The organism is Selenomonas sp. ND2010 (genome assembly GCF_000702005.1).
Classification (GTDB): domain Bacteria; phylum Bacillota; class Negativicutes; order Selenomonadales; family Selenomonadaceae; genus Selenomonas_A.
The window spans coordinates 63,022-79,468 of the sequence record NZ_JNKI01000010.1; the positions used below are offsets into that span (position 1 = coordinate 63,022).

At 47.7% G+C, this 16,447-nt stretch carries 15 protein-coding genes; 1 reads left to right on the forward strand and 14 read right to left on the reverse strand.

What is annotated here, in order from left to right; all coding sequences use genetic code 11:
* Positions 1–12: 12 nt before the first annotated feature.
* From T504_RS0105085 to T504_RS0105110, 6 genes are all read right to left on the reverse strand, one after another.
* Complete coding sequence (locus T504_RS0105085; protein WP_033169984.1) at positions 13–573, reverse strand: hypothetical protein; 561 nt, start codon at positions 571–573, stop codon at positions 13–15.
* 159 nt (positions 574–732) lie between these two features.
* A complete protein-coding gene (locus T504_RS0105090; RefSeq protein ID WP_033169985.1) occupies positions 733–2,193 on the reverse strand; it encodes a glucose-6-phosphate isomerase in 1,461 nt (486 codons plus the stop codon).
* Between the two features lie 151 nt (positions 2,194–2,344).
* Positions 2,345–2,917 (reverse strand): phosphohexomutase domain-containing protein, encoded by a 573-nt coding sequence (locus T504_RS0105095; protein WP_033169986.1) that lies wholly within the window; start codon positions 2,915–2,917, stop codon positions 2,345–2,347.
* Positions 2,918–2,939: 22 nt separating this feature from the next.
* Positions 2,940–4,622: a phospho-sugar mutase gene (locus T504_RS0105100; RefSeq protein ID WP_033169987.1), complete on the reverse strand. Its 1,683-nt coding sequence runs from the start codon at positions 4,620–4,622 to the stop codon at positions 2,940–2,942.
* Positions 4,623–4,745: 123 nt separating this feature from the next.
* Positions 4,746–6,092 carry an MATE family efflux transporter gene (locus T504_RS0105105; protein WP_033169988.1) on the reverse strand — a complete coding sequence of 449 codons (1,347 nt, stop codon included), beginning with the start codon at positions 6,090–6,092 and terminating at the stop codon, positions 4,746–4,748.
* A complete protein-coding gene (locus T504_RS0105110; protein ID WP_033169989.1) occupies positions 6,089–6,847 on the reverse strand; it encodes a YdcF family protein in 759 nt (252 codons plus the stop codon). Before T504_RS0105110 ends, T504_RS0105105 begins: the two co-directional genes overlap by 4 nt.
* 143 nt (positions 6,848–6,990) lie before the next feature.
* Between T504_RS0105110 and T504_RS0105115 the strand changes: the two genes are divergently transcribed.
* Positions 6,991–7,335, forward strand: a complete 345-nt coding sequence (locus T504_RS0105115) for a cupin domain-containing protein (RefSeq protein WP_033169990.1) — start codon at positions 6,991–6,993, stop codon at positions 7,333–7,335.
* A gap of 708 nt (positions 7,336–8,043) precedes the next feature.
* On the opposite strand, the gene ilvN is transcribed toward T504_RS0105115, so the two are convergent.
* The 8 genes from ilvN to T504_RS0105155 form a co-directional block, all read right to left on the reverse strand.
* Positions 8,044–8,544 (reverse strand): acetolactate synthase small subunit, encoded by a 501-nt coding sequence (ilvN, locus tag T504_RS0105120; protein WP_033170019.1) that lies wholly within the window; start codon positions 8,542–8,544, stop codon positions 8,044–8,046.
* The gene (ilvB, locus tag T504_RS0105125) at positions 8,544–10,235 is read right to left on the reverse strand and encodes a biosynthetic-type acetolactate synthase large subunit (RefSeq protein ID WP_081823379.1); all 1,692 of its coding nucleotides are present in this window, start codon (positions 10,233–10,235) and stop codon (positions 8,544–8,546) included. The genes ilvN and ilvB overlap by 1 nt, the downstream gene beginning before the upstream one ends.
* Positions 10,236–10,358: 123 nt before the next feature.
* Entirely contained in the window at positions 10,359–11,027 is a 669-nt protein-coding gene (locus tag T504_RS0105130; protein WP_231473860.1) for a ComF family protein, read from the reverse strand.
* Complete coding sequence (gene yqeB, locus T504_RS0105135; protein ID WP_033169993.1) at positions 11,020–11,862, reverse strand: selenium-dependent molybdenum cofactor biosynthesis protein YqeB; 843 nt, start codon at positions 11,860–11,862, stop codon at positions 11,020–11,022. Before yqeB ends, T504_RS0105130 begins: the two co-directional genes overlap by 8 nt.
* 763 nt (positions 11,863–12,625) lie before the next feature.
* Entirely contained in the window at positions 12,626–13,285 is a 660-nt protein-coding gene (locus T504_RS0105140) for a TatD family nuclease-associated radical SAM protein (protein ID WP_033169994.1), read from the reverse strand.
* 1 nt (position 13,286) lies between these two features.
* Entirely contained in the window at positions 13,287–14,111 is an 825-nt protein-coding gene (locus tag T504_RS0105145; RefSeq protein ID WP_156033475.1) for a pyridoxamine kinase, read from the reverse strand.
* 34 nt (positions 14,112–14,145) lie between these two features.
* The gene (gene queF / locus T504_RS0105150; protein WP_033169996.1) at positions 14,146–14,640 is read right to left on the reverse strand and encodes a preQ(1) synthase; all 495 of its coding nucleotides are present in this window, start codon (positions 14,638–14,640) and stop codon (positions 14,146–14,148) included.
* Positions 14,640–16,340, reverse strand: a complete 1,701-nt coding sequence (locus T504_RS0105155) for a bifunctional diguanylate cyclase/phosphodiesterase (RefSeq protein ID WP_033169997.1) — start codon at positions 16,338–16,340, stop codon at positions 14,640–14,642. The genes queF and T504_RS0105155 overlap by 1 nt, the downstream gene beginning before the upstream one ends.
* Positions 16,341–16,447 lie beyond the last annotated feature (107 nt).

Here is a 16,447-nt window from a genome sequence, read left to right on the forward strand (position 1 = left end):
ATTTCCCAAGGATCAATATGACCGGAGATATAAACATTTATCCTGCCAATCTTTGCGCAACATAACAACGCCATCACCAATATGGACGAGCTGCCAATCCCGAAAGGTTTCCCCTACAGACAAGACGGCCGTCTGCCCATCAAAACGCAGCAGCGCCATCTTCCCGTCGCTTCCCTGCATAATCCCACAAAGCTCCGGTTCTACAGGCCGCACCGGTTCTCTTGTCAAATCCTGAAGCTTTGGCCGTTCGGGACGCGCTGCCATTGATGTTGTCGTTTCTACCTGAGCCGTTCCTGTCGGAAGCTTCTTATCTTTTGCGACTGCTCCTGCCTGGCTGTCTTCGGCTGCCGTTTCGTGAAGTGGCGTAAAGGGATTGCGTATGTCCTCCTCTGCCACCAAAATATCTGCCCCGCGTATTCCCCGCCGCCCCAACACTGCCGGCGGTTCATTCTGCTCTGGCGACTCGGTAGCAACACGTTCCCCATCTCTGTCGGCATACAATACACTCACGCCGCACAGCAATAGCGTAACAAACAGAGCTGCCAATTTCTTTCTGTCATATTGTCCATCCATAAACAACTCTCCTCCTGTTTGTCCATGCTAAAAAGCTTTTTTCGATACCATTATATTCGTGTTATTCGTGTTTGTATAGTATTTATTAAAATTTTCTAAGCAAACAATAAAAAAGAAGAACTTTCTCTTCTGAGAAAGTTCTTCCTATCCTAATAGAAATTATTTCTGATTCATAGCTTTGCGCTCAGCCAGTTTCGGTCCCATGATACGCTTATAGGACTCAACACCCGGCTGGTCGAAGGCATCAACATCAGCCAACTCACCTTCATACGCAACCGACATAGCCAGCATGTACAGCAGCTCACCGAGATGATAAGCATCGAGCTTCGGCAGCGTGAAGCAAGCATTGTAGCGCTTGTTGGAAGCCAGAGCATCCGCATTCGACTGGCGAGCAACCTCAAGAGCCTGACCCATGGTCACGCCAGAGATATCGGCCAGCTTCTGAGCCTCAGGGAATACGTTCGGAATTTCCAAGTCATTTTCCCAGTTTTCCAGACGGATGAACTGAACGATTTTATCCAGCTTGCCTTCCTGATGCTGCTGCGTCTGGGAATGCATGTCCGTCGTGCCGACAGCAACGAGCGGCGTGCGGCCATAGCAGACTTCTTTGCCCTCTTTGTTGTACTGTTTGCCAAGCGACTCAGCCAACAGCTGAATGTACCACTCCGAAACCGATTTGAGGTAATCGCCATACGGCATCATGACTTCGATATCACGGCCATGTTTCTCCGAAGCAGCAAACTTCAGGGCAGCATTGAGCATCGCCGGGTTCTGCCACATATCGTCATTCTGGCAAGCCTTATCCATGTCTTTAGCGCCATCGAGGAATGCCTGGATGTCGAAACCAATACAAGCAGCCAGCGTCAGACCGACTTCGCAGAAAATCGAGAAGCGTCCGCCAACACCGTCCGGTACAGCATACTGCGGCCAGCCCTTTTCGATTGCCAGCTTCTTCAAAAGCGTCTGTTTTTCCATGTTCGGGTCCGTTACCGCTACGACCTCAACATCGACGTTCTCAAATTTCTGCAGCGCATCATAGATTACCATGAAATTGGACATAGTATCCAGCGTACCACCAGATTTGGAGATGACGAGCAGCAGGACTTTCAGATTGCGTTTTTCATGACTCTTGGTGATTGCTGCCGAGTTCTTCAAATAATGGATGATATCTCCCGTACGGCGCGGATCGATATTCTGTCCGCTGAATACGACTTTCGGGAAACCATTGCGCTCTTCTTTCGACAAAGCATTCCAGAACTCGCCACAATGAACATCAAAGAGGACTTTGTCACCGAGATAAGAACCACCGATACCAAGAGAAACTACAACGTCCACGTTGTCTTTTACATGATCCGTCAGTTCCTGCAAGTGTTTCATGGAGCTCGGGCTGTTCAGATGTCCTTCTTCAACATACGGCAACTGGCTGAAAAGAACCTTCTCCGGCTCGCCATCTTTGGAAAGATGTGCACGGATAAAGCCTTTCTCGCGCATTACCTTCATCGCTTCATGTGCTTTTTTCAGATCTTCCTCGTAACATTTCAGATCTGCATCCGTAACTTTGCCTTCACCATACAGGTTGTCATAATCAAACGTAAAACCTGATTTCAGTTTCAAACTCATTCTCGTCAACACTCCTCTGTAACTCCACATCCTCGCTGCGTGCCATCGCAATAAAAAAAGGATGCTACCATAAAAAACCACATATCGTATAATACGTGATTATTATAGCATGCATCCTTTTTACTGTGAAGGAATTTTTAGCGTTTCATCGTTATTTGGAAAGTTGTTTCAACCTTTCCACTAGTTCTTCGAAACAGAAGGAATGATCGGGCAATAGTTCCGATACCGTCCGGCACTCGGATTTTGCGAGCAAAGCTAGTACCAGAATCCAAACCAACATCCCGCGGGTTCTACACTCGCCTTCAATCACTGCTCCCGTTTCATCAAAGAGACAACAACGGCCAAAATCTAAATCCCACAGCACTCCCATATCGGCCTCCTGCGCGCGAACAGCAGCTGCCGTATACTCACGCATAGCTGGATTCGTCGAATCGGGGACACCATTGGGGAAACTGCGGTCAAAAACATTGTGAACCTTCACCACATCAAAGGGAAGTTTTTTCTCCAGTGCATTGATGACCGGCCCTGCTGTTGCATTAACCGTATTGGCAACCACCTTATAAGGTTTGAGCTGACGAAGGTCGATAACCGAAAGAAGCTGTTCCACATAATTTTCCATAACATCGGCCTTCAACGACTTCTCCGGATTACCTCCAGCCGGGTCAAAGTCACTTTCCATGATTAACTGCTCAACTTCCCGCAGATTGTTGTCCATTATATTCATCCAATACACCTCTGATAATATTTTATGCCAATAACGGCTTTACAGCCTCTGCCAATTCGTCTTTTACTGATTTTGCTTCTTCCAGGTCCTTGCCCAGCGTTGTGAAATAGGTCTTGATTTTCGGTTCCGTACCAGACGGACGAACCACTACCGTCGAACCGTCGTCCAATTGGTACGTCAAGACATTCGCCTTAGGAAGCCCGGTCTTTTCCGGCTCACTGTAATCAATGCACGCGGTTACCTTGCGATTGCCGAAGGACTTCGGCGGATTCTTGCGAAGCTCAGCCATGATTCCCTTCATCTTGTCCATGCCAGAAAGTCCTGGGAAGGAGAAGGCATCCACCGCATTGTAATAGCGGCCATACTGCTGATAGATTTCTTCCAGACGCTGTTTAATAGAAGAACCGATGGAACGATAATATGCAGCCATCTCACAGATAAGCATCGAGGAAACCACAGCATCCTTATCGCGAACATACGGACCAGCAAGATATCCATAGCTTTCCTCGAAACCAAAGATGAAGCGCTCCGTCTCCCCCTTGGCTTCAAGACCGGCAATCTGATCGCCAATCCACTTAAAGCCCGTAAGAACATGCCGCAGATCAACACCATAGTGTTCGGCTACTTTATCCGCCAGTGGCGTCGATACAATCGACATAACCGCTACCGGATCTTTCGGCATGGTCCCCTTTTCGATGCGCCCCTGGCAGATATAGTCCAAAAGCAGGACACCCATTTCGTTGCCTGAAACTAATTCGTAGGAACCATCAGCGCACTTCATGGCAATGCCCACGCGGTCTGCATCCGGATCGGTAGCCAGCATCAAATCTGCCTGCTCTTCTTTTGCCAGCGTCAGCCCCTTTTCCAGTGCCTCAAAGATTTCCGGATTGGGATAACTGCAGGTCGTAAAATAACCATTAGGATACTCCTGCTCAGGAACAATCGTAATATCGGTAATACCGATATCTTTGAGCACACGGGTTACCGGCACCAGCCCCGTACCATTAAGCGGGGAATAAACCAGTTTAAGCCCGGCAGTTTTTGCCAGTCCCGGGCGAACCTGACAGCCCTCGATGGCCTCATAAAAAGCTTTTTTGCAAGCGTCATCGACGAACTGAATCAAACCTTTCGCAACGCCCTCGGCAAAACTGATGTATTTTGCGCCCGTGAGCACATCCGTTTTCTGAATGGACTCATAAACCACTGCTGCCGCATCATCCGTCATCTGGCAGCCATCCGGGCCGTAGGCCTTATAGCCATTATACTTAGCCGGATTGTGCGATGCCGTAACCATGATTCCCGCATTGCACTTATAATAACGGGTGGCAAAACTAAGTGCCGGGACTGGCATAAGTTCATCATAAATGCGGACATTTATGCCATTCGCTGCCAGAACCCCAGCAGCCTCCCGGGCAAAATTCCACCCCTTCAAACGGCTGTCATAACTGATGGCAACCGTCTGCGTGCCTGCCTGAGTCTTGACCCAGTCAGCCACACCCTGGGTAGCCTGACGAACGACCCAAATATTCATACGGTTCGTGCCCGCGCCCAATACGCCGCGCAAACCAGCCGTACCAAATTCCAGAGCAACTGCAAAGCGATCTTTGATGGCTTCCTCGTCATCTTTGATATCGTTTAACTCTTTATTGAGGTCGAAATCTAAAAGATCGGCAGCAGCCCAACGTTTGTACTCATCTTGATACATAGATAATCCATCCCTTTCATGAATCAGTAGTTCATTGACTTGTTGAGTCATCATCATTACCCACTATGAATACATTTCCCTTAGATAACTTCGACAATTGTCCTTGAAATCCTTCCCACCATTTTAATCCATCAGATTATATTTGCGCTTAAAGCTCCGCACGGTCCAAAAGAAGGCAATAGCCAGCGGAACGCAGGAACCAATCCACGCCATGGGATTCGCCAAACACGCGCCCAGATATCCCAGAGAAGCACATAAGAAAATTGCCGCCGCTGTGCGCATGATAAGCTCCATGATACCAGCAATAGTCGGCACAACGCTCTGTCCCAATCCCTGCAGGGTATAGCGAAAAATAAAGAGCAGCGCCAAAATCCAATAGCAGGAACCATTCACCAGCAAATACTGCTGCCCATATTCAATAACCTGCTGCTGTCCTTCGCCCACAAAAAGATACATGATATCTGCACCGAAGATTATCAGCAGAATTCCTGCGGCAATGCTGAATGCCACCGACATGTAACAGCACTTCCGCACGCCCTCGGCAATGCGCGCGTATTGCTGCGCGCCATAATTCTGAGCCGTATAAGCTGCCATGGCCAAGCCAAAGGACATCATTGGCATCATAGCCACCGAGTCGACTTTCTGGGAAGCGGCATAAGCTGCCACCGCCGTCGGTCCTAAATTGTTGAGTGCCACCTGCAGGATAATCGCTCCAATGGCGATAATGGACGACTGGAATCCCATAGGAAGTCCAATCTTCAGATGTTCCAGCAAAACCTCGCGAGACACATGCCAATCCTCACGCTTGGTATGCAGAGCTGGCACCCGGCGACGGATGTAAATATAACACCCTATATTTCCGATAAACTGTGCCACTACCGTAGCAATTGCCGCCCCTGGAATTCCCCACTTCAATACGAGAAGTGCTACCGGCTCCAAAATAATATTCAAAATGAGCGTCAACGCCAAAATAACCGTCGGCATCTTACTATCGCCTAATGCCCGCAGAATATTGGTCTGCATCTGCAGGAACACAAACATGACGATACCACCATAAACAATGCTGATAAACGACACGGCTCCGTCCATGATTTCCGGTGGCGTCTGCATCCATACCAAAAACAACGGGCACAAAGCCACACCTACTACAGTTAAAAAGAACGAGGCAACCAACGACAAGATTGTGCAGGCTGCGGCACTTTGACGCACCCCTTTTTCATCTTTTGCCCCATAACGTTGTCCGGTATAGATGGTAATCCCCGTAGAAAATCCGATGACAAAGCCCAGCATCAGAAACATCAGACTGCCTGTACACCCCACAGCAGCCAGTGCCTCAACACCTAAGAAGCGGCCGACCAACAGCGTATCGACAAACGCATACAACTGCTGAAATATATTGCCGGCAATAAGCGGCAGGGTAAAAAACAGGATAAGCTTCGCCGGTTCTCCCACCGTCAAATTCTTTGTCATTCCAAATACCTCGATACAAAAGTCCGCAAAATTTCCCGCAGGACTAGCACATTGTTCTGCAGTGCGCCAGTCTGGGGACACAATTTATTATAATGAAAAACCGGATTGCGAGCGACTTGATAATCAGCTGGATAGGCAGTTACCGCCATTCCCTGTTTCTCAAAATCAATCACCGAGCGTTTCATATGAAAAGCCGACGTCACCAAGATCGGTTCCGAAAGGCCCTGCTCCTTCATGATTCGCGTCGAAAACTGCGCATTCTGTGTCGTATTGATGCTCTTGTTTTCCACCAAAATCTTATCCTCCGGCACACCTAGGGAAAGCAAAATCCGTCGGGAAATCTCCGCCTCGTTGCCAGTATCACGATAAACCTCTCCCCCCGATAGCAGGATTGGCACGCCTAACTGCCGCTGAAGTCTCACCGCAGTCAACATACGGTTCGCCGGATACGAGCAAAGCGTCCCCATACCATCTACGTCCGGTACATCCTTAAACGCACCACCGCCCAAGAGAACAATCACATCCCCCTGCGGATGTGCTGGCGGCTCATAGGCAGATTCCAATGCCCCCATCAGGTGGTCAGCTACCAATCCCGTACAAAGTAAATAAAAAACGAAAGTTATTCCTGCCAGAATTTTCGCCGCCCGATGGTCACGATGCCGACGCCAGATATAAACGGCCAAGCCAAAGCACGCCAGGATAAAAATTCCAGGTGGCAGTATCCAGCTTGCTCCAAACTTCAACAAATATACCATACAATCACCTCTGACTTGGACAAAATAAAAAGCGCAAATTCCTGCCACTGGGCGGAATCCCCGCATTTATTTCTAACCGAATTAGTTGTATAATATCATTGTAGCAAATAAACTTCAAAAAGAAAAGAAGGAGAGTCTTTATTATGGCCTTTATCGAACCGAATCCAATCCAGGCAACCAACAAAGCTGACGGCAAGGGAACCATCACCATCGTAAAGCTGCTGACCCCGACAGAACTTGACGGCAAATGTGACATGTACGCAAAAGTTATCATTCCACCGCTTTGCTCTATCGGAGTTCATGAGCACCATGGCAACACCGAGACCTACCACATTCTTCAGGGCACGGCTCTCTACAATGACAATGGCACGGAAGTCACCTTAGGCGCAGGTACTACCACCTTCTGTCCGGACGGTGAGAAGCACGGCATTGCCAACGCTTCCAAAACCGAAGACCTCGTCTTTATGGCTTTGATCATCAAAAAATAATAGAATTAAAGGGACTGTGCCCCCCCTTTCATATTGACATAAAAAATAAAAGCCTCCATAAGTTAGGTTGATTAATCTAACTTATGGAGGTTTTTATAAATTTATCCACGCACTTTTTACAAATTACAGTTTGCAGGGGAGTAGTCCCCAGTTCGTGTTCGAGGTAAATCGCCGGCGGCGGGGGCCCCAGTACCAACGCTCCACCGGTGACAACCCGCTACAAGAAATTTTTGCCTTTTAATTAAGAGTTGGAAAACAGTTAAACGCGCTTCGCTTGGACGAAACTGCTTTTCCAACGAGAACGCAGGCAAAAATTTCTTGCTTCACGCGGAACGTCAAGGCTACGCTTATGGTACTGGGGCCCCCGCCGCCTCGGTTAGAGCCGGCACGAATTGCTACGCCCTCGGAGGGGAGAACCCTGCGAAACTTGCCACAGACTCAGCCGCCGCTAGGGGCAGTGCCATAAACGAAGCGTTTGATGTTTTCCGTGAAGAACGAAATTTTTATCCTCACTGTTCGTCGAAAAATTGCTATCGTTTAAGCGAAGCGCGTTTTGCAACTTTTTCGATGCTTAATTTAAGATAAAAATTTCGTTTAGGAAAACATCTCCCGCGTAGTGTTGGCACTGCCCCTAGCGGCGGCGAAGAGCTGCTTCGAATAAGGTTCCACGAACCGATAAACTGTAATTTCACAGCCCCTTTTCTTATTTTACATGCGTTTGACCGGTACAGGTCCTCGCGACAACGCGATAGCCCCAGTACGGGCAATCTCCAATATTTCGTATTCGGAAAGCACTTCGATAATACCATCAATCTTACTTTGTGAACCAGTCAGTTCCACTACCACATCTTCAGGACCCACATCAACAATCTTCGCGCGGAATATCTCCACAATATTGATGATATCCGCACGATTTTCTCGCCCGGCCTTTACCTTTATCATGACCAATTCCCGCTCAATGGACTCCACTTTACTTAGGTTGACAATCTTTATGACATCAATCAGCTTGGAAAGCTGCGTAACGACCTGATCCAGTTCATCTTCCGATTCCACCGATACCACAATGTTAATTCGGGTAACCTCCGGCTCTTCCGTATAACCGGCAGAAATGCTCTCGATATTAAAGGCGCGGCGGCTTATAAGCCCAGAAACGTGCGTCAAAACGCCTGGTTTATTATCGACCAGAACAGCCAGCAGATATTTTTTCATCATTTTTTGCCACCTCCCAATACCATCTGGTCGAGCCGCTTCCCGCCGGGAACCATCGGCAGAACATCTTCCTCCTCTGGAATCCATACGTCCAAAAGTGCCGGTCCCTTTTCCGCCAATATCTTGGGCAGCACAGACTCTAACTCTTCCTTCTTGGTTAAGCGATAGCCTTTGATTCCCATAGCTTCTGCTAATTTGACAAAATCAGTCTTACCCTTGAGTTCCGACTGGGAATAATGGTGATTGTAGAACAGCCGCTGCCATTGTCCTACCATACCTAAAATACAGTTATGAACAATGACTACCTTGACATCAATATCATTATCCGCAATGGTGGCAAACTCCTGGCAGTTCATCATGATACTGCCATCACCGGTAAACAGGATTACCGAACTATCCGGTTGACCGATCTTAGCTCCCATGGCAGCCGGCAAACCATATCCCATTGTGCCCTGTCCCCCAGAGGTCAAGAAATGCCGCGGTTTGTACACATCAAAAAACTGTGCCGCCCACATCTGATGCTGACCGACATCCGTAACGGCAATCGTGTCTTCATCAACGATCGAACTAATTTTTCTTATCAGCGCTCCCGGTTTGATTAAATCGCCTTCCTCTTGATAGCTGAAGGGATGTTCCTCCCGCATGGCGATAACATGCTGAAGCCACGAGCTGTGCGCAGCCTGAAAATCCTTTCCGGCAGCCTTTAATTTTTTCAAGAACAGTGGCAGCGACCATCGCAAATCACCTAACACACGATAATCGGCTTTCACATTCTTATTGACCTCGGCCTCATCGAGTTCGAAATGAACAATCTTTGCCTTCGGAGCGAAACCTGCTACTTTGCCCGTAACACGGTCGCTGAAGCGCATGCCGATACAAAGCAGCAAATCGCACTCTTGAATGGACATATTGGCAGCATACGAACCATGCATCCCAGCAAAGCCCAAAAAGCCTTTGTCATCCGCCGGAACGACACCGAGTCCCAACAGCGTACTCGTAACCGGCGCTCCCAGGATTGCTGCGATTTCACGAACCTGCGCGGCAGTACCAGAGCTTATGATACCACCACCCACGAACAGCAAAGGGCGCTCAGCTTTTTCTACAGCCGCTGCCACCGCATCGATTTCTTCTTCACAGCCTGTATATTCCCCCGAATACCCGCGGAGCTGGACTGCCTCCGGATACTGATAGTCGAATTTCGTATCAAAAACATCCTTGGCGACATCGATGACGACAGGACCAGGACGCCCCGTCCTAGCGATGAAGAACGCTTCCTTTAGCACACGCGGCAAATCGTTTACATCCTTGACCAGATAATTATGCTTGGTAATCGGCGTCGTAATCCCAAAGATATCCGCCTCCTGAAAGGAATCTTTGCCGATATATGGATTCGCGACCTGTCCCGTGATGCAAACCAGTGGTACCGAATCTGTGCATGCCGTTGCAATACCGGTAATGAGATTGGTAGCTCCCGGTCCTGACGTAGCAAATACCACGCCAACTTTGCCTGTAGCTCTGGCATAGCCATCCGCTGCATGGACAGCGCCCTGCTCATGGCGAGTCAAAATATGGGGAAATTTCATTTTATAAACCGCATCATACAGCGTCAATACCGCGCCACCAGGATAACCAAATACGACGTCAACGCCTTCCTTTTTCAGGCTCTCCAGCACAGCCTGAGCACCATTCATCAACAATCGAAAGCCTCCTTCGTCTATCTCCATCTTTACACAATTCCAAATTCTATTGTTATATTATACACTATTTGTATACATGTTTACAACTCGAAAATACAATCAAGAGGAAAACACGAATCATCCCTGATCGCTTGCCAAAACCAACGCCTGTATTTTTCCTGCGCCTGCCTGTTTCAACACATTCGCACAAGCATAAAGTGTTGCCCCAGTAGTCATGATGTCATCCACCAACAGAACACTTTTCCCTTTGACCTTTCCCCCTGTTTGCAACTGAAACGCCTCCCTTAAACTTACCGCTCGTTCACGAGCCGTGAGTTGATACAAAGGACGTGTCTGTCGGACGCGCCTGAGCATGTTTTTCATGGGAATCGAATGATCCTGCAGCCAATCTGCAAAGATCAATTCGGCTTGATTAAAACCACGCTCCCGCTGACGCTTCGCATGCAGAGGCACGGGAACCGCCCAGATGCTTTCTTCCAACAGCTTTCTCACCCCTGCCGACTTCTCTGCCTCTTGCAACAACCGCTTGATATACGGCAGATTGCTGCGCCGATCATGATACTTCAAGCCACGGATAAGCTCTCGCGTTCCTCCCCGATAAACACTAAGCGCCCATGCACTGTCAATCACTGACTGCATGGGCGCTGTAATAGGCAGCCGATGCGGCTGACAGGCCAAAGAAAGGCAGACTGTACACCAGTCTCCCCGATTTTCTACATATTTATGGCAAAGAGGGCAATGCGGAGGATATATAAAATTCATCAACGCCTCAAACCAATTACCCACGATGGAAAAATCTCCTTTTCGGACGTTTGCTATCCCAAACCATGACCGCTTCTAGAACAGATCCTGCAATACAACGAGCCTTATCGGAAATCGTAAAGCACTCTTCCTGTCCCATGGTCGGATGAATATCGCCAATCTTCTGTCCTTTGCGAACCATCACACCGGTGTGAAGAGCGCCCCGCAAAACACCATCGATTGTGGCTTTCAACTCAACGGTCTTACCTTCATCGGTATGCAAATGCGCGACAGATTCTCCTCGCTTGACCATCAACGAAATGCTGCGAAGCATTTCGAGCCGGCCATTTTCCGGCGCAAACAACAAATGCTCCAGATTATGCTCTACACCAACCGTTGAATTCTTGATATCCGGATTCTTATAGGAAAATCCCTCATAAATCAAGCGCCCCAGGTTATGACCGCGACCGGTCTCTACCACAGCATCTACATCACGGCCAGCACAGAACCCTGGGCCCAATGCGATTGTATGCTCAGCCATGTCTCGCTTCGTACCTTTATTCTCATGGGAAACAATTGCATCAACCAGTACCTGCGGTTTAAACTCACGAACGCATTTTGCCTCTGGGTCAACCAAAATAACCAGCTGTCCCTCCTTCAAACGCTTCTTCGCATCTTCCACATTTTTCGCACGATAGCAAGTAATGCGCTCAACAGTTGCCTCCCCACGATAGATGGCTTCCGAAAAGGCAACGCGCCGACGTGTTGCCGTAGGTTCTTCCTGCTCTAATACCAGCACACGAAATCCCGTCCGATACAGCGCATGGATTACGCCACTGGCGAGCTCACCGCCACCTCGGACGATTATGAGATGTTTCATTACCATTGCTCCCTTTCAATCTTCTATGTATCCCTTTTATTATAACGCTATTGTTCAAATTTTGTCGACAGACAAAAGTCCAAATGCCCCTTATCCTTTTACGAAAACATATAAAAAATTCGCAAGAAGTATTGCAATCGTCTGAATAATGTGCTAATATAAAAGCGTAAAGAAGAGATTGATAATCAAACCAGTACACGAGTAGTCCTGGAGGTCGAAATTGTACAAGGTGTTTATCAGCCGAAACAGGCTCTCTTCAAAAACAACATATCTGGAGCTATGAAAGGATGTGGTTGTTTATTGAAGATATCGCTTTGCTACACTGCTTCTTTTAGTACTGACTAGCAAGTGCATCGGTGAAGAAAAAGATTATCCATCAGGCGGAAGCGAGACGTAATGATGGTCAGGTGGCCGCCAGTCGTACTCTGAGCCAGTGGAAGTCTGTAGCACAACGTCAGAAGTCCAAAGGAAGTAGCAGCTATCCCGGGTAAATCTTTACGAATCATCTAAAAACCATCGAAACTTTAGGAACCCTATCGTTATCGATAACGGCAAGATGACAATCGAGAAGGTGTACACAACGTGATGTATTAATCACAAGGTTTCAGCTGAACGTCTACATACGTAGTAACCTGTGCGCGTGATTCTTACTCGAGAGAGAATCAGGCAGACAAATGAATATGAAGGACAGTTAATATCTATGCTTATCAACGAATAAAAGCCGGTTCACAGAAGATGCGAACCGGCTTTTTTATGCTGTTTTTTAACTGTCCTCATAAGGGCGAACCCGTAAAATGAGCCCTCGTTCCTTACAAATTTCCTTGCAACGAGCGATTTCTTCTGGACCCTCAACCTGGTCCACAATCGTCAAAACAACCTGTGGGATATATTTTTTGCTGTGCTCCGCAAAATCCAGCATTGCCTGATAAGACTTCACACCGTATTTGGCCCGCGTGAGGGCATAATACCGCTCTGCATTGGACGCATTGAGACTAATGGAAACCGTATCCAGAACGCCTTGAAAGTCCTGGGAAATCTCCCGGCCATATTCCAGCTCTCCCAGTCCATTGGTGTTAAGGCGAGTTGGCAGCTCCGGATGCTTCTGCTTTACATAGTGCAGCAGCTCTACCAACGTGTCAAGCTGCATAGTTGGTTCCCCGAATCCGCAAAATACAACTTCCTTGATATACTCCCAAGGAGCTTCATCCAATGCCTCTTTGAATGCTTCGACTGTCGGCTTCTCCTTCAGCCATAACGAGGATTCTTCTGCCATTTTCTTCATGTTTCGCAGACAAAAGGTACAGGCACAATTGCATTCATTCGTCACATTGACATAGAGATTGCGCTTGCCCTCCGGCTGAATGCGCAAACTCTCTTCCAACGGCAGATACCTGCCGCCTTCATGGGTTGCATAAACCAGCATATCATTTCAGCTCCCTAAGATATTCTTCAAATGGCAGACCATAGTTCCAAGGCAAATCCAGTTTTACCGCATAAGCCAGGCATTTACTGATAAAATCCGCTGCCTTGCGGACGCTCTGCTCCAAGCCCTCGCCATTAATCAAGCTCCCAGCTACAATAGCCGCAAAGGCATCCCCAGACCCAGACCGGTCACCACCAATTTTTTCTGATTCTAAAACAGTCCCACGTCCAGCCTCATAAATAAAGTTTCGGATGGTTTCTCCTTCACTGAGCCCCGTAATGACGACCTGTGACGGCCCTTGATCCGCCAATGCTCCAGCCATGTATTCAAGCTCTTCATTGGAAACCCGCCCATCTTCCGGATAAGGAATCCCCAGCAGCTGGCAAGCCTCTGTGAGGTTCGGAGTAACCAGATCGGCATAAACCAAAAGTTTTCGCATCTCATCGCACATTTCCTGCGTATACGAACTATAGAGCCTGCCATAGTCCCCCATGACAGGATCCACCATCACTCTGGTCGCCTGCTGCTTAAAACGGCGGATGAAATCTGCCACAATCTCAATTTGATGCGCAGACCCCAAAAAACCAGTGCATATACCATCAAAGGACAGCCGGTTTTTTTCCCAGCTGTCCATATAAGGCCGCATCCGGTCTGTATAGTCATCAATAAAATGATCGGGAAATCCCGTGTGAACGGAAAGAATTGCAGTCGGCATCGGACATGCCTGTATCTTCATGGCAGATATCAATGGCAGTTCAACTGCCACGGAACACCGGCCAAACCCAGTAATATCATTGACCAATGCAATACGCTTCTGATGTTTCAACGGCATACTGACCCCTTTCCTGTTCACAAATCAATCAACGATTATCCACTTTGTCCATTGCTACCATGTCATGCTCAGCAAAACGATGCCAAGCCAGCTCCTCGTACTTCGTACCAGGTTTTCCATAGTTTGCATACGGGTCAATGGAAATGCCGCCACGTGGCAGGAACTTGCCCCAAACCTCGATATATTTCGGATCCATAAGCTTAATCAAGTCTTTCATGATGACATTGACTACATCCTCATGAAAATCGCCATGATTGCGGAAACTGACCAAATATAACTTCAGCGATTTACTTTCAACCATTTTTTCCTGCGGCACATAGCTGATATAGATTGTCGCATAATCCGGTTGCCCCGTGATGGGGCAAAGAGCCGTAAACTCCGGACAATTGAATTTAACCCAATAGTCGTTTTCTGGATGTTTGTTCTGGAAAGTCTCCAAAATCTCCGGACAGTAATCATAATGATAGTTTACCTTCTTCTTTCCCAGAAGGGTAATCTCTTCAGCAACTTTATCGCGTGACATTAATTTTTCTCCATATGCAAAAACTTTTCTTCGAAATTTTCAACGCTTTCAGGGTGTCCAAACAAATATCCCTGAATCGAATCCGCCTTACACTCCTTAGTCAAAAGCTCGTACTCAGCGTCTTCCTCAACACCCTCAATGCAGCATTTAATTCCAATGCTATGGCAAAGCGCTACCACATATTTGACCAGGCGGCGATCAAAATCATTTTCAAGTATCTTTTTTACGAACTCACGATCAATCTTCACGATATCGCAGGATAGATATTTGAGCGACGCCAACGAACTGTAGCCTGTGCCAAAGTCATCCATGGCAATCGCTAATCCCTGCTGACGGAATTCGTCAAATTGCTTGTTGACAAAGCTCCAGTCCGCAACGATCTTACTTTCTGTAAGCTCCAGGATAATCGCCTCTGGCGGTATATCATAGCGCTGCAGGCATTCGGCTACAAACTCTTTGAATGAAAGGTCTTTGACCTGCTCATAGCTCATATTGATGCTGACGCGGAAATTCGGGACTACCTGCCGCCAACGCTTACAAGTCTTAACCGCCTCTTCAAAAATCCACTTGCCCACCGGAATAATAAGTTTCGTCTCTTCCAAAATCGGAATAAACTCCATCGGTGCTACCATACGGCCCTTGGGATTTTTCCAACGCAACAGTGCCTCGGCACCGATAAGCTTTTGCTCCACCGCGCTGACCTGTGGCTGGAAAAACAGGCTAAACCCCGTACAGCCATTCTCTACACTATCCCAAAGACTATCGCGCATAGAGATTGAGCGGACCCAACGATTATATTCCTCTTTACTGAACATCACATTGCGATTTTTTCCCTCTCGCTTCGCAATATCCATCGCTGCTTCTGCATGTTTATGAAGGACCAGATAATCCTTACCAGCAGCCGGATAAAATACCGTACCACTGGACGCCGTACAAAAATACTGATGACCATCAATATCCTGAGGCCGCGAAAGCGCACTCTGCATACTGGCAAAGATATCATTTACCTCTTCTTCGCCAGCGCCCGGATAGATGATACCGAACTCATCGCCATCGAGTTTAAAAAGCGTCAAAGCCGGAGGAAGGACGTTGGCAATCAAACGCGATACGCGCTTTAATACCTGGTCCCCCAACAAGCGATTGTAGGTTTCATTGACGATCTTGAAATTATCCAACCCAACTACCAGGATTGCGCCACCTTCACCTGTTGCACGATATTCTGCCAAGGCTCGCTTAACCGCGTGCTCAAACTGATATTTATTTAAGAGTCCTGTAACTTCGTCAGCCTGATTGCGCTGTGCCATCCTCGACATCATGCCCACAAACATACTCGGATTTCCGTCCCGGTCTGTCCCAACGCGGCCACGGCAACGAAGCCATGTGTACTCGCCTTTCCGATTCTTAACACGGTATTCCATCGCATGCTCAAAAAAACTCTGCGAAGTTTGAATACTGCGCATCGAAGCTAAATAGGGGCCTCGCTCCTCCGGATGGATAAGCGGTGCCCAATTGGCATCAAAGTCTTCCATAACCTCACTGGGCAGTTCAAAATCCTGCACCAGATTTGGCGATACCATTACGATGTTTTCCTGTAAATCCGCGAAAAACAGATAATCCTCAGTTGTCTTTTTCAGCAGATCAAAAAAGAACTTAAAACGTTTCAAACATGGGCTCAAGGGGATACGATTATTCTTTCTCATAATTATCATCCTATTTGCCAAATTATACGTATAGGGTATTCACCCATTCTCCTCTTATCATATACCAAAACACTAATAAGAATCAAGTCTTATCCCTAGCAGCAATT

Coding starts and splice junctions, on each gene's coding strand:
- T504_RS0105155 (WP_033169997.1), bottom strand. CDS start 16,340: ATGAGAAAGAATAATCGTATCCCCTTGAGCCCATGTTTGAAACGTTTT.
- T504_RS0105110 (WP_033169989.1), bottom strand. CDS start 6,847: ATGGTATATTTGTTGAAGTTTGGAGCAAGCTGGATACTGCCACCTGGA.
- T504_RS0105090 (WP_033169985.1), bottom strand. CDS start 2,193: ATGAGTTTGAAACTGAAATCAGGTTTTACGTTTGATTATGACAACCTG.
- T504_RS0105105 (WP_033169988.1), bottom strand. CDS start 6,092: ATGACAAAGAATTTGACGGTGGGAGAACCGGCGAAGCTTATCCTGTTT.
- ilvB (WP_081823379.1), bottom strand. CDS start 10,235: ATGAATGGTGCTCAGGCTGTGCTGGAGAGCCTGAAAAAGGAAGGCGTT.
- yqeB (WP_033169993.1), bottom strand. CDS start 11,862: ATGAAACATCTCATAATCGTCCGAGGTGGCGGTGAGCTCGCCAGTGGC.
- T504_RS0105115 (WP_033169990.1), top strand. CDS start 6,991: ATGGCCTTTATCGAACCGAATCCAATCCAGGCAACCAACAAAGCTGAC.
- T504_RS0105095 (WP_033169986.1), bottom strand. CDS start 2,917: ATGAATATAATGGACAACAATCTGCGGGAAGTTGAGCAGTTAATCATG.
- T504_RS0105100 (WP_033169987.1), bottom strand. CDS start 4,622: ATGTATCAAGATGAGTACAAACGTTGGGCTGCTGCCGATCTTTTAGAT.
- ilvN (WP_033170019.1), bottom strand. CDS start 8,544: ATGAAAAAATATCTGCTGGCTGTTCTGGTCGATAATAAACCAGGCGTT.
- queF (WP_033169996.1), bottom strand. CDS start 14,640: ATGTCACGCGATAAAGTTGCTGAAGAGATTACCCTTCTGGGAAAGAAG.
- T504_RS0105085 (WP_033169984.1), bottom strand. CDS start 573: ATGGATGGACAATATGACAGAAAGAAATTGGCAGCTCTGTTTGTTACG.
- T504_RS0105140 (WP_033169994.1), bottom strand. CDS start 13,285: ATGCTGGTTTATGCAACCCATGAAGGCGGCAGGTATCTGCCGTTGGAA.